13 protein-coding genes are annotated in these 13,104 nt (G+C 71.8%); 7 read left to right on the top strand and 6 right to left on the bottom strand.

Annotation, left to right across the window (positions count from 1 at the left end; all coding sequences use genetic code 11):
• Nucleotides 1-94 precede the first annotated feature (94 nt).
• Both OG357_RS35720 and OG357_RS35715 read right to left on the bottom strand, forming a co-directional pair.
• Nucleotides 95-1,177, bottom strand: a complete 1,083-nt coding sequence (locus OG357_RS35720; RefSeq protein WP_329625051.1) for an iron-siderophore ABC transporter substrate-binding protein — start codon at nucleotides 1,175-1,177, stop codon at nucleotides 95-97.
• Nucleotides 1,178-1,314: 137 nt separating this feature from the next.
• Nucleotides 1,315-2,727 (bottom strand): lysine N(6)-hydroxylase/L-ornithine N(5)-oxygenase family protein, encoded by a 1,413-nt coding sequence (locus tag OG357_RS35715; RefSeq protein WP_329625050.1) that lies wholly within the window; start codon nucleotides 2,725-2,727, stop codon nucleotides 1,315-1,317.
• Between the two features lie 248 nt (nucleotides 2,728-2,975).
• On the opposite strand from OG357_RS35715, the gene OG357_RS35710 reads away from it, so the two are divergent.
• The 3 genes from OG357_RS35710 to OG357_RS35700 all read left to right on the top strand — a co-directional run bounded on the left by OG357_RS35710 (nucleotide 2,976) and on the right by OG357_RS35700 (nucleotide 5,911).
• A complete protein-coding gene (locus tag OG357_RS35710) occupies nucleotides 2,976-3,923 on the top strand; it encodes a methionyl-tRNA formyltransferase (protein WP_329625049.1) in 948 nt (315 codons plus the stop codon).
• A 17-nt stretch (nucleotides 3,924-3,940) separates the two neighbouring features.
• On the top strand, nucleotides 3,941-4,756 hold the full coding sequence (gene ddaH, locus OG357_RS35705; RefSeq protein WP_329625048.1) for a dimethylargininase: 816 nt from the start codon (nucleotides 3,941-3,943) through the stop codon (nucleotides 4,754-4,756).
• A gap of 75 nt (nucleotides 4,757-4,831) precedes the next feature.
• Nucleotides 4,832-5,911, top strand: coding sequence for a winged helix DNA-binding protein (locus tag OG357_RS35700; protein ID WP_329625047.1), 1,080 nt, complete (start codon nucleotides 4,832-4,834; stop codon nucleotides 5,909-5,911).
• Here the strand turns inward: OG357_RS35700 and OG357_RS35695 are convergent.
• On the bottom strand, nucleotides 5,898-6,794 hold the full coding sequence (locus tag OG357_RS35695; protein ID WP_329625046.1) for an NAD(P)-dependent oxidoreductase: 897 nt from the start codon (nucleotides 6,792-6,794) through the stop codon (nucleotides 5,898-5,900). The genes OG357_RS35700 and OG357_RS35695 overlap by 14 nt on opposite strands.
• A gap of 69 nt (nucleotides 6,795-6,863) precedes the next feature.
• Here OG357_RS35695 and OG357_RS35690 point away from each other — a divergent pair, with 69 nt between their 5' ends.
• Both OG357_RS35690 and OG357_RS35685 read left to right on the top strand, forming a co-directional pair.
• On the top strand, nucleotides 6,864-7,214 hold the full coding sequence (locus OG357_RS35690) for a winged helix-turn-helix transcriptional regulator (protein WP_329625045.1): 351 nt from the start codon (nucleotides 6,864-6,866) through the stop codon (nucleotides 7,212-7,214).
• Nucleotides 7,215-7,462: 248 nt separating this feature from the next.
• Nucleotides 7,463-8,461, top strand: coding sequence for a helix-turn-helix domain-containing protein (locus tag OG357_RS35685; RefSeq protein ID WP_329625044.1), 999 nt, complete (start codon nucleotides 7,463-7,465; stop codon nucleotides 8,459-8,461).
• A gap of 24 nt (nucleotides 8,462-8,485) precedes the next feature.
• Here the strand turns inward: OG357_RS35685 and OG357_RS35680 are convergent, their stop codons facing one another.
• Nucleotides 8,486-9,985: a family 43 glycosylhydrolase gene (locus tag OG357_RS35680; protein ID WP_329625043.1), complete on the bottom strand. Its 1,500-nt coding sequence runs from the start codon at nucleotides 9,983-9,985 to the stop codon at nucleotides 8,486-8,488.
• A gap of 443 nt (nucleotides 9,986-10,428) precedes the next feature.
• Between OG357_RS35680 and OG357_RS35675 the strand changes: the two genes are divergently transcribed.
• Both OG357_RS35675 and OG357_RS35670 read left to right on the top strand, forming a co-directional pair.
• A complete protein-coding gene (locus OG357_RS35675) occupies nucleotides 10,429-11,364 on the top strand; it encodes a hypothetical protein (RefSeq protein ID WP_329625042.1) in 936 nt (311 codons plus the stop codon).
• Between the two features lie 106 nt (nucleotides 11,365-11,470).
• Entirely contained in the window at nucleotides 11,471-11,953 is a 483-nt protein-coding gene (locus OG357_RS35670; protein ID WP_329625041.1) for a peptidase inhibitor family I36 protein, read from the top strand.
• Between the two features lie 78 nt (nucleotides 11,954-12,031).
• Here the strand turns inward: OG357_RS35670 and OG357_RS35665 are convergent, their stop codons facing one another.
• Nucleotides 12,032-12,343, bottom strand: coding sequence for an AzlD domain-containing protein (locus OG357_RS35665; RefSeq protein WP_329625040.1), 312 nt, complete (start codon nucleotides 12,341-12,343; stop codon nucleotides 12,032-12,034).
• Entirely contained in the window at nucleotides 12,340-13,104 is a 765-nt protein-coding gene (locus tag OG357_RS35660; RefSeq protein WP_329625039.1) for an AzlC family ABC transporter permease, read from the bottom strand. Before OG357_RS35660 ends, OG357_RS35665 begins: the two co-directional genes overlap by 4 nt.

Raw genomic sequence — 13,104 nt, 5'->3', positions numbered from 1 at the left:
TCGAACGCCGACGGCGTGGCGGGACCGCCACGCCGTCGGTTCGATCGACGCCCCCTGTCGCCGCGTCAGCGGCGGGTGGGGCAGCGGTGCGTCGTCACTTGACGGCCGCGAGCAGCGGCGTGATCTCGTCGATGGCGTACGGGATCGACAGAACGGTGTTGAAGGAGAACGCGGCGCCGATGTCCGGGTCCTGGTAGGGCACGAACAGGTCGCGCTTCTCCTGGTTGACCTTCAGCTTCTTGTAGAGCGGCTCGGCCTTGATGCGGTCGTTGGCCTCGGTGCTGGAGGTGACCCAGACCAGCCGGTCGACGTCGAGGATGTTCAGCTTCTCGGCGCTGAGTTCGGCGACGTTCCAGCCCGGCTTGGCCAGGCCGTCGATCTCCGGCTTCAGCTTGAAGCCGAGCTCGGAGAAGAAGATCGCCTTGGGGTCGGTCTTGGTGAACGCCGAGTACTTGCCGGCCTCGAAGGAGTCGGCGACGGCCAGCGTCTTCGTCGCGAACTCGGGGTTCTTCTCACGGACGGCCTTGAAGCGGGTGTCGATGTCCGTGATCAGCTTCTCGGTCTCGGCGTCCTTGCCGAGCGCCTTGCCGATCTGGCGGGTCATGACCTGCCACGGAGCGCCGTAGTCGGGGTGCTCCTTGGGCTGGGCGACGACCTTGGTGAACTTGGAGAGCGTGTCGTACTGCTCCTTCTTCATCCCCGAGTACTGGGCGATGACCAGGTCCGGCTTCAGCGCGGCGATCTTCTCGATGTTGTACTCGTCGCGCTCGCCGACGATCGCCGGCTTCGTGGAGCCCCACTTGTCCTTCGTCCACGGCCACTTGCCGTACGGCTGCTCCTTGAACCAGTCGACCGAGCCGGCCGGCTTGATGCCGAGCGCGAGCACCGCGTCCTGGTCGGAGAGGCCGAGCGTGACGATCGTCTTCGGCTCCTTGTCGATCGTCGTGCTGCCGTACTTGTGAGCGACGGTGACGGGGAACGCGGCGGGCTTGGCCGCTCCGTCCGCCGAAGCCGAGCCGGAAGGCGAGGAGGTCGAGCCGGAAGGCGAGGAGGTCGAGCCGGACTTCTCCGTCCCGCCCCCACAGGCGGCGAGTGCGAGCGCCGCCACCGCGAGGACGGCTACACGGGGAGCGGATCTGGCGAACCGCGCGAGGGCGGGACGTGCACCAGTGGACACAGACGTTCCTTTCAGGGGGATCTTCCATGCGTGCCACGTCCGCCGGACACGGGAACGCTGCCCGGCGGGGAGTGTGGCGGGTCGTACGTGGGGGGGGGTCGCGGAGTGGTACGGGCGGGAGGGTGTGCGGACCCGCGTCAGCGGGCCGTACCCACACCGTCGACGACCGGCCGGCCCTCACCGGAGGCGGAGGCAGGGGCGGGGACGGCGACGGTGGCCAGGGGCGTGGCGGTGGCCGGGGACGGGGCGGAGGCCGGGCGGTGGCCGACGACCGAGTCGAGGATCTCCCCGACCCTGATCGCGGTGTTGGAGAGCAGCGACGACGTGATGCCGTGAGTGTGTTCCGTACCGCCCTGGAGGTAGATGCCGCACCGCAGTTCGGGGTCGGTGGCGACGCGGTAGTCGCGTTCGACGCGGATGCGGCCCTGCTCGTCGCGGTGGCAGCGCTGGGCGACGTCGCCCAGGAGGCCGAGCGGGTCGGCGGGGCTGTAGCCGGTGGCGAGCACGACCACGTCGGCGTCGAGCGTGGTCTCCTCGCCGCTGACCAGGGACCTGACGTGGGCGCGGGCCCCGTCCGGACCGTCCTCGACGCCGACGAGCCGGGAGATGTTCAGGAAGCGCAGCCGCTCGGTGCCGAGGACCTTCTCCTGGTACGACTGCCGGTAGAGATCGTCGATGAGGTCGATGTCCACCACGGAGTAGTTGGTGTTGCCGTGGTACTCCATCAGCTTGCGCTTGATGTCGTCGGGCGCGGTGAAGTACTCGTCGACCGCTTCGGGGTCGAAGATGCGGTTGGCGAAGGCGCTGTCGTCGGCGGGACTGTAGCCGTAGCGGGAGAAGACGGCGCAGATCTCGGCGTCGGGGAACCGGCGGTGCAGGTAGGCCACGTTCTCGGCGGCGCTCTGCCCGGCGCCCACGACGACGAACCGCTCGGGGGCGGCGCCCTCCAGGCTGTCCACCTTGGCCAGCAGGTCGGAGTTGTGCCAGACCCGTTCGCTCCGCTCGATGCCCTCCGGCATGCGGGGGCGCAGTCCGGTGCCGAGGACGAGGTTGCGGGCGCGGTGGACGACGAGCTCCGTGCCGGCGCGGGCGGTGACCTCCAGGTACTCCACGACGCCGTCCTGGACGACGGGTTCGACGGCGATGATCTCGTGGCCGTACGAGACCATGTCGTCGACCTTCGCCGCCGCCCACTCGAAGTAGTCGTGGAACTCCACGCGCAGCGGGAAGAGGTTCTTGTGGTTGACGAAGTCGATCAGCCGGCCCTTGCTCTGCAGGTAGCAGAGGAAGCTGTACTCGCTGGACGGGTTCCGCAGCGTCACGAGGTCCTTGAGGAAGGACACCTGCATGGTCGCGTCGTCGATCAGCATGCCGCGGTGCCAGCCGAAGCACGGCTGCCGCTCGAAGAAGTGCGCGGTCACCGCCTCCTCCCTGCCGACGCGGGCGTTGTGCTCGCTGAGCGCCAGCGCCATGGCCACGTTGGACGGCCCGAAGCCGATTCCAATGAGGTCGTGGACCAGAGGTGTGTCACCAGGAAGAACCTGAGACATGTCACTCCCATCGTGCGTGCCGCCTGTGGGGGGCGTGGCTTGGAACAGGGCTTCGGGGCACACCGGAGAGGGCGACCCGAGCAGAACTTAGGTAAAGCTAACCTGATCTGGCGCTGCCTGTCGACGGGCTGCGGCGATCGATGACGAAACATGGGCCGTGAACAACCTTGAAACATGGCCTAGTTGTCATGTTAGGTAAGCCTTGCTTTACTGAGCGTCGATCAATCGCTCTTCCTGGGAGGAAGCCCATGCGGGTCGTCATGTTCGGTTATCAGACCTGGGGCCATCGCACCCTGCAAGCGCTCCTGGACTCCGAGCACGACGTGGTGTTGGTCGTGACACACCCCAAGAGCGAGCACGCCTACGAGAAGATCTGGAGCGACTCGGTCGCCGATCTGGCGGCGGAGCACGGCGTCCCCGTCGTCATCCGCAACCGGCCCGACGACGAGGAGCTGTTCGAGCGGCTCAAGGAAGCCGATCCGGACATCATCGTGGCCAACAACTGGCGTACGTGGATCCCGCCGCGCATCTACACCCTGCCGCGCCACGGCACGCTGAACATCCACGATTCGCTGCTGCCGAAGTACGCCGGCTTCTCGCCCCTGATCTGGGCGCTGATCAACGGCGAACCGGAAGTGGGCGTCACCGCCCACATGATGGACGAGGTGCTCGACGCCGGCGACATCGTCCGGCAGGACGCGGTCGCCGTCGAGCCGGCCGACACGGCGACGGACCTCTTCCACAAAACGGTGGACCTCATCGCCCCGGTCACGATCGGCGCCCTCGGCCTGATCGCCTCCGGGCAGACCGAGTTCACCAAGCAGAATCGGTCACAGGCCAGTTTCTTCCACAAGCGGGCCGAAGAGGACATCCGGATCGACTGGAGCTGGCCCGCCGAGGCCCTTGAGCGCCTGGTCCGCGCCCAGTCCGACCCGTATCCGGCCTCCTTCGCGTTCCACCGGGGCAGGCGGCTGGAAATCGTCTCCGCCGTGGTCTCCACTGGCCGGTACGGTGGCACTCCTGGCCGGATCTTCTACCGCGAGGGCGACGGCGTCGTCATCGTCGCCGGAGCCGACGCGCGCACCGGACGCAACCACGGCCTCGCCGTCACCCGCGTACGGACCGATGACGGCCTCGAGCTCCCCGCGTCCGAGTACTTCACTTCCATGGGCGGCTATCTCACCAGCCGCCCCTGACCACGAGGACCCTCACCATGCGTACCGCACGGCCTCGGCACTACCTCATGTGCCGGCCCACCCATTTCGACGTGGTCTACTCCATCAACCCCTGGATGGACCCGGCGAAGCCCGTCGACACCCAACTGGCCATCACCCAGTGGGAGAAGCTGCGCGAGGTCTACCTGAGCCTCGGGCACACCGTCGACACGATCGACCCCGTCCCCGGCCTCCCCGACATGGTCTTCGCCGCCAACGGCGCGACGGTGATCGACGGCCGGGCGCTCGTGGCGAGGTTCCGCGACGCCGAGCGCATAGCGGAGGGCCCCGCCTATCACGACTGGCTGCGCGACAACGGATTCCCCGACCTCCGCACCGCCCACGTCGTCAACGAGGGCGAGGGGGACTACCTGTTGACCGGTGAGTGGCTGCTCGCCGGTACGGGCTTCCGCAGCGACCCGCGCTCGCACGACGAGGCCCAGGAGTTCTTCGGCCGCCCCGTCATCGGGCTGACGCTCGTGGACCCGCAGTACTACCACCTCGACACCGCGCTGACGGTGCTCGACGAGCAGACGATCGCGTACTACCCGGCGGCCTTCTCGCCGGGCAGCCTCGCCGTGCTGCGGCGTCTGTTCCCCGATGCCCTCATCGCCACGGCCGAGGACGCGGCGGTCTTCGGACTCAACGCGACGTCGGACGGCCTCAACGTGGTGCTGCCGCACAACGCCACCGGTCTGACCGAGCAGTTGCGCGCCCGGGGCTTCAACCCCATCGGCGTGGACCTCTCGGAGCTCCTCAAGGCCGGCGGCAGCGTCAAGTGCTGCACCCTGGAGCTGCGCACGGCCACCGCATAGCCCTGATGTGCCCCGGACGGTCCCGGGGCACATCAGTGGATACATATTAGGTTCGCCTCACCTAAGGAAGAGTTGATGGAGCAGCCGGTCGTCCCGGGAACGGAACACGGCCCGGAGGGCGTGCGGTTCGCCTTCGTCGGCATCTCGAACGCGCCGACCGACTGGGGGCGGGTGCTCGCGGCGCTCTCCGGCGCAGGCCTGACACTCGTCGCACTCCCTGGCGAGGCACCGGCGACACCGGCCACCGCCCCTGCGCTCACCCCACCCGCCCCGGCGGCGCCGACGCGCATGACGCCACCGAGCGTCCTCGACCTCCACGCGTACCTCCTGACCGCGATCGGCAAGGCCGCGCGCCGCCGCCTGACCGACAGGCTGGCCGCACGGGGGCTCCGCCTGTGGCACCTCACCGTTATGGCGCTCCTCGGCGACCTCGGCCCGCAGATGAAGACGGCCCTGGCAGCGCGCCTCGACATGAACGCCAGCGACCTCGTGAAGATCGTCAACGATCTGGAGAGGGCCGGACACGTCGACTGCGTCCGGGACACCGCCGACCGGCGCCGCGTCGTGGTCGCCCTGACCGCCGAGGGCAGGACCGCGCTGGCCGAGCTCAGCGCGGACATCGCGTCGGCGGACGACGACATCCTCGCCCCGCTCAGCCCGGCGGAACGCGACCAACTGGGCTCCCTGTTACGGCGCGTGCACCGCCATCTCGAACCGGCACCGGCCGGCGTGGTGCACGAAGCCCCGAGCGGCACCCACCACCGGGGGCAGGGCACCGGCCCCTCCGTCCGGACCCACTCCGCCGAGGACGGCCGGATCGACTGGTCGCTGCCGGCGAAGTCCCTCGCGCGGTTCGTCGACGCCCGGCGGGGTGCCTACCCCGCCGCGTACACCCACCACCACGGCCGACGACTGGAGATCCTCGCGGCCGAGGTCACCCGCCACACCTACGCGGGGACGCCCGGCCTGGTCCTCCACACCGAGGACGAGGGCGTCGTCATCGTCACCGGAGCCGCCGCCCACACGGGCCGCAACCACGCCCTCGCCCTGACCCGCCTCCGTACCGAGGACGGCCGGGAGATCGCCCCCGAGGAATACTTCGGGGCGGCGGACCCGGAGCCTGCCGACGAGCACCGAACTCTCAGCGACGGGTGAGGACTTCGGCGATCCGGGTGAAACCCTCGGCGCCGTGCCCCAGGCCCACCGTGCGGCGCGCGAGCCCCTCGGCCGCCCGCATCACGCCCGCGTCGATGCCATGGGCCTCGGAGGCCTGGACGATGTGCGCCATCGACGACACCACGGACGTCAGCGGATTGCCCTCGCCCGAGTAGGAGCCGCTCTCCAGGTCCTCGGCCAGCGCCTGGAACAGCGGCGGCAGGATCGTGCCGATGCCCTGGGCGAACGGGGCCAGTTCGCTCGGCGAGACGCCCTCCGCCCCCGCCAGGGCGACGGCGTGGACGTACCCCGCCATCGACGTCCAGAAGATGTCGAGCAGCGCGATGTCGTACGCCGCCGCCCGGGCGATGTCCTCGCCGAGGTGGGTGTGGGTGCCGCCCAGGACGTCGAGCACCGGCCGGTGTTCGGCGTAGACCTCCTCCGGGCCGCTGTGCAGGAACACGGCCTGCGGCGTCCCGATGGTCGGGGTGGGCGTCATGATGGCGCCGTCGAGATACCGGATGCCGTGGTCGCCGGCCCAGCGGCCGGTGTCCCGGGCCCGGTCCGGGGTGTCGGCGGTGAGGTTCACCAGGGTGCGGCCCTTCAGCGCGGCCGTGACGGCCACCTGACGGAGTACGGCGTCCGTCGCGTCGTAATTGACCAGGCAGACGACGCTGAGCGGACTCGCGCCGACCGCTTCCTCGACGGTCGCCGCCCCGATCGCGCCCCGCGCGACCAGCTCACGGTCCCGGCCCGGGGTGCGGTTCCACACGGTGGTGCGGACCCCGGCGGCCACGAACGCACCCGCCAGCGCACGGCCCATGGGGCCGAGTCCGATGACCGTGACGGACGGCACCTCGGATGAGGTCGGGGAAGAAGACATGGAGGAACTCCCTTGTATATGAGGTAAGAAGAAAGGCATGACCGGGGTACGAGGACAGGGACGAGCACGATGACGCGTGGCCGGGCCCACGACACGGAGGTCTGCGGCGTGACCGCCGCGGTCGCCGTGATCGACGGCAAGTGGAAGACCCTGCTGCTCTGGATGCTCGAATCCGGCCCGCACCGGCCCGGTGAGCTGCGCCGGCGGATCCCGGCGATCAGCGAGAAGGTGCTGACCCAGGCCCTGCGGGAGATGGAGTCGGACGGGCTCGTGCACCGCGAGGTGCATGACGTGGTGCCGCCGAAGACCGTCTACTCCCTGACCGGCATCGGCCGCGAGCTCTCCGATGCGCTGGCGCCCCTCTCCGACTGGGGCCACCGCAGGCTGGACCGGCTCGCCGAGGAGCGCGCCGCGTCCTGACCGTTCGACCGTCTCCTTTCCGTCTCCGTTCCCTCGGCCACCACCAGGTTCTCCCCGCGCCGCTCCCCCGACAAGTACCCACAAAAAGGTGGGTGTGCCGGTACTCCGCCGGCCAGCGGCCGGCACCACGTCAACCGGCGGCCTCGGCGTCCTTCGGGAGAGTGGTCCTGTTTGCCCCCAAGATCTGTCGCCCCCTAGGGTTCTGACCTGCTGGAACACCATTTGTCCCTGCGGCGAAGGGCGCCATCATGGCTGCCGACCGGCCTGACGACCAGGAACCGGCCCGCGCGCTGGGCAGGGCGCTGCGCGACCTCCAACGGCGCTCCGGACGCACGCTGCGGGACCTCGAGACGAGCGTGCGCATCAGCGACTCGTCGCTGTCGCGGTACTTCCTCGGCATCACCGTTCCCCCGTGGGGGACGGTGCGCGACGTGTGCGAGGCGCTCGACGGCGACCCCTCCGAGTACCGGCATCTGTGGGAGGCCGCCGACCGGAGCCAGCGCAAGCCCGTCAGGCGACAGCAGGTCCAGGGCGGTGAACCGGTCCAGGGGGACGGAAAGCCGGTCCCGGACGACCCGCCGCCGAGCGAACCGCCCCAGGGCGAGCTGGTCCAGGGCGATCCGGTCCAGGACACCGGGCCCGAAGCGGCGTCCGCGCCCGAGGAGAGCGGCGGAGCGGCGGCGGCGGCCCTGCCCGGGCCCGTGCGGCGGCGGCTGTCGGTGCGGAACGGGCCCACGGTCTGGGCCCTCGCCGGAGCCGTGATCGGCCTGGTGATCGGAGCCGTGTGCACCGCACTCGTCCAGCCGCGCTCCCCGGCATCCGGCGTCGATACCCCGACGGCCCCGCACAGCACACACGGTGCGCAGGGCGCGTCCGCCGCGAGGCCGGACGACCCCAGGATCTTCGTGAGCCGTGCGACGGGCGCCTGCCTCGACGACAGCCTCGACAGGGGCACCCGGTCCTTCGCGTGCAACGGCATGTCGTACCAGCGCTGGACGGTCCGCACGACGCAGGACGGCGGCACCCAGCTCAGGAACCACGCGACGGGAGAGTGCCTGGACCATCTCCCCGGCGGTCTGTCCACCACGCCCTGCGGCCCGTCCGCCTCCCAGCGGTGGACCGTCGGCGCGGGGGACGACGCGGCCGTCGAGATCAGGAGCACGACGGCCCGGCGCTGCCTGGCCGACAGCGCGGGCGGTCTGCGGATGTCGCCGTGCGACGGGACGGCACGTCAGAAGTGGGCCTGACGCGGCGAGTCGGGAAACCGGCGGCTACGCCACTTCCACGGCGTCCAGCTCGGTGTAGCGGTCCCCCTTCGTGAGGCGGAGGGTGTTCCACCCCTCGCGCAGGTCCACCGGGACCTCTGTCGACGCCCACTCGTCCCACAGGGTGTACGGGTAGACGACGTCGCCCGCGGCCGTGCCGTTGACCGTCAGGGTGTGCGACGCGGCGGCCGGGGCGCCCGAGGCGTCCAGTGAGCCGTTGCCGTAGCGCACGGCCAGGGTGTGGCGGCCCGGGGAGGCGGCGAAGACCCGGAACTCCACGAAGCTGTCGGGTTCGTCGATGTGCCCGACGGCCCGGTCACCCCAGGCCTTCCGCGCGTCACGGACGGCCGCCTTGTGCACCCGGGCTAGCTCCGCCTCGTACCCCGTCGTGCTGCCGCGTACGACCGGACGGCCGTCGGCGAAGCCGAGGTCGGCGGCGTACAGCACCCGTCGTACGCCGTCGGCGCCACGGCCGTGGAAGAGGATGCGGTCCTGGCCGCCGGGGCCGGTCACGACGTCCTGACCGCCCGGTCCGCCGATCGCGCCCGCGAAGGTCCCCGTGGTCATGAACGGCCCGCTCCCCTTCACGTACGGCCCGGTGAGGGTGTCGGCCGTCGCCCAGCCCGCCGCGTACGCGTTGGTGCGGTAGTCGCCGGCCGAGTACAGGAGGACGTAGCGGCCGTCCCGCTTCACCAGGGTCGGCGCTTCGACGAGGCCCTGTTCCCAGCTGTGGGGATCGTCCTGCTTGATGAGCCGGACCGGGTCCCCGGTGACGCGGGTGCCGTCCCACGAGACGGGCTGGAGATGGAGCCAGGTGTCCAACTGGCAGCAGTTCCCGTCGCTCTTCCAGAGGAGGTGGCGGGTGCCGTTCTCGGTGTAGCTCGACGCGTCGATCGCCCCGCCCTGCTCGGTCGGGCAGACCAGCGGGCGGTCGCCGACCGGCCGGAACGGGCCGTCGGGCGAGGACGCGAGCGCGACGCCGATGCACTGACGGCCGCCGGCCCGGTCGCGGGCCGTGTAGTGGAGCGTGAATCCGTCGCCGTTGTCGAAGACCTCCGGCGCCCAGACATGGCCCGGGGGATCGAGCGTGACCCACGCGCCGACCTCGGGCAGCACGTCCGTCCCGTCGACCGTCCAGTGGACCAGGTCGGTGGAGGTGGCGTGCTGGATGTTCCTGCCGTGGGCGTTGGTGGCGTAGGCGTGGAAGACCCGGCCCACCCGCACGACGTCCGGGTCGGCGAAGTCCTGGTCGAGGACGGGCGCCACCGGCGCGGGGGCCTGGACCACGGCCGGGGCGAGTGCGAAGGGTGCGGCTCCGGGGGCGGGAGCCGGCGCGGCGAGCCAGGCGGCCGCGCCCAGCACCATGGCCGCGACGAACCCCCGGCGGAACGCGGCCCGTGTCCGGTGGGTCAGGCCCCGTGCCCGGCCGGTCTGCCCGTGCGCCTGGTGGCGTCTCGCGTCCGCGTGGCGGGGAGGTCCGCCCCTTCGATCGTTCGGGTGGTCCACTGATCCGCTCCCTCGGTTCCTCCCGCGCCTCGGTGCGCGGGGCACACCACGAGAACGACACTGCCGCCGTCGCGTTGCGCCGGTCCCGACCCGTGTCCCGGGGTCCTCCCTGTCCCGGGACAGAAGAGTCCCCGCAGGTCAGCGGGGTGGGGATCCCGACTTCGCCGAACCGGGCGGGACACGCTTGCGGGCCGCTTCCCGCCCGGCGCAGACTTCGGTTGTCCGACCGCGGCGCCGCTCACCGGCGGCGCCCCGACCGGACGGCCCGCTCCGGTGCGCACCCCGCGCCGTGCGGCGGAGCCCCGTGGCCGCCTCACTCGGCCGCACCCACACCGACGCCTTCCGACGCCACCTCCTGGCCCTCACCGGAGACCTCCCCGGGTCGGTCCCAGGTCCCAGGTCTCGTCGCCCCGCTCGTCCACGACCACCGCAGGAGATCCCCCATGCCCCGGCGCAGCCATGCCCACCACTCCCCCCTCGCCATGACCGCGGCGGTCACGGGCGTCACGATCGCCCTCGCCTCGACCCTGCTCGCCGGCCTCGGTGAACCGGCCTCCGGCGAACGGCCACCTCCCGTGCGAGCCGGCTCCCCGGGGGCCGTCACCGAGGACGACCGGCTCCTCCACGACGCCGAGCAACGGCTGCTGCGCGACTGCATGGGCCGGCACGGATTCACGTACCGCGTCTTCCCGCTCGACGAGGACACCGAGGCCACTGCCTTCGTGTACGTCCTCGACGACGCGGACCGGGCCCGGCGGCACGGCTACGGCTCCGAGCTGCGCCGGCAGCGGACGGCCCGCACCGCGAGCGACCCGAACCGCGCCTACTTCGCCGCACTCCCGGCGGATCGGAAGGCCGAGGCGCTGGCCGCGGCCAACGGCACCTCGCCCGACGGGCTGACCGTCGCCCTCCCCGGCGGCGGAACCGTACAGCGCAGCGATCACGGCTGCGTCGCGGAGGCCCAGCGCGGGCTGTTCGGAGACCTCGGCGCCTGGTTCCGTGCCTCGACCCGCGTCGACGCGCTGGTCCGGATCCGCCGGAGCCGTGTCACGGCCGACACGGGCTACCGGGAGCGGCTCGCCGTGTGGCGGGACTGCATGCGGCGCGCCGGGCACGCGTTCGCGACGCCGGCCGACGCCCGGGCCGCCGCCCTCTCCCCCGTACAGCCCCTGGGCAAGGACCCCGAGGTGGCGCTGGCCCTGGCGGAGGTCCGGTGCGCCGGGGAATCGGGGCTTGCCCGCACGGCCCGGGACCTCGACGCGCACCACGGCCGGGTCCTGGACCGCGAGTACCGCGCGGACGTCGAGGCGCGGGAGCGGCTCAGGTCGGCCGCGCTGCCCCGGGCCCGACGGATCCTCGGCGACGGCCCCCGGGACTGACCACCCCACCCCCATGACTCCGCCGCGTGCCACCTGGCGCACGGCGGCCCCGACGGCCGCGCCGCGAACGGCGGTACGGCCACCACCCCTCAGAAGGAGACACACCATGCGCATCAAGCGTGCCCTCGCGACCGCGCTCACCGTCGGAGCCCTCACTCTGCTGACCACCCCGGTGGCCGACGCCGGGGTCGCCGTCCCCGAGGCCGCCGCACCCCCGTCCGTGACGGCCCCCGCGGCCGTCGCCCCGGCAGGGCTTCCGGCCTCGCTTCCGGCCTCGGACGACTACCTCTACGCCTGGGAGCACCCCCACGCGGGCGGATCCCACTGCAAGTGGAACGCGGACAACGCCAACTGGGCCGGTTGCCGCAACAAGGTCTCGGACGTCTGGAACAACGGATTCCCGGGACGCGCCGAGGACGTGCGGCTCTTCTACGGCCTGAACTGGACCGGCTCCTGGGTCTGCCTCCACCAGTCCCACTCCCTCCCCGACCTCGGCGCCTCCGGTCTGAGGTTCTTCAGTGCCGGTGCGGGCCAGGGCCAGCTCGTCAACGACAACGTCTCGTCGCACGACTGGGTCGACGCCTGCTGACGTCACCCCGCTCGACGCCGGCCCGACGGGACATCCCCGCCGGGCCGGCGTCCCGCGTACGGCCGGTGCGCGGCCGTGTCACGCGGTCCAGAGCCGGAGGAGTGCGGTGACGGCCACCGCGCCCAGGAGCGCCACCGGCATCGGCGCCCGGTAGTGGCGCAGGACGACCACGGTCGCGAGGCCGGCGAGCAGGGTGGGGTCGAGGCCGCTCCAGGCCGGGCCGGCGACGGCCGTCACGATGAAGCCGGCGAGCAGCGCCGGGGCCACGAGGGCGATCACGGACCGTGCGCGTACGGGCAGTTCACGGCCGCCGCCCAGGACGGCCGGCCCGATGGCTTTGAAGGCGAAGCTGACCAGGGCGACGGCACCGATGGCGATCCAGAGAGTCATCCGGCCACCTCGGTCGCGGAGTTGGCGGGCGTACCGGCGGGAGCGGGTCGGGTGACCGGCTGCGCGACAGGTCTGACGAGGGCGATCAGGGCGGCGGCTGCCGCACCGACCAGGGCCGGTCCGGTGGGGAGGAAGAGGACCAGTCCCGCCGCGATGGCCGCGCCGAGCAGGGCGGGCAGCCGGTTGGCCCGCTCTTTGCGGAGCTCGTCGATGAGGAACGTCACGAACAGGGCGGGGGTGAGGACGTCGAGCCCGAGCGTGTGCAGGAGTCGCGGGTCGGGGGCGATGACGACGCCCAGCGCGGTTCCGGCGACCCAGGCCGGCCACTGGACCACGGTCGCTCCGAAGAGCACGTACCGGTCGAACCGTCCGCCGCCGAGGTGGGCCGCCGCCCACGAGCCGTCGACCACCGCCTGGCCTTCCAGGGCGCGGCGCAGTCTGCCGCCGCGCAGGTCACCCGCGACGGCCATGCCCATCGGAAGGAACCGGCTGTTGATCAGCGCCGCGGCGGTGACGGCGGAGGCTATGCCACCACCAGAGCCCAGGGCAGCCGCCAGGGCGAACTGGGCCGAGCCGGAGAAGACGACCACGGAGCACAGGATCGGCGCGAGGGTGCCCCAGCCCTGCGCCTGTGTCAGCGCGCCGAAGCTGGTGGCGAGCAGGAACGAGGCCGCTGCCAGTCCTGATCCGACGTGGAGACCGGAGCGGAAGCGCTCACGGGGTGTGGCGACGCCTCGCGTCGCCGGCAGGGAACTTTCCAT

Source organism: Streptomyces sp. NBC_01255, from assembly GCF_036226445.1.
Lineage (GTDB): Bacteria > Actinomycetota > Actinomycetes > Streptomycetales > Streptomycetaceae > Streptomyces.
The sequence above is the reverse complement of the archived record's forward strand: the minus strand, read 5'-3'. Positions and strand labels throughout refer to the sequence as shown.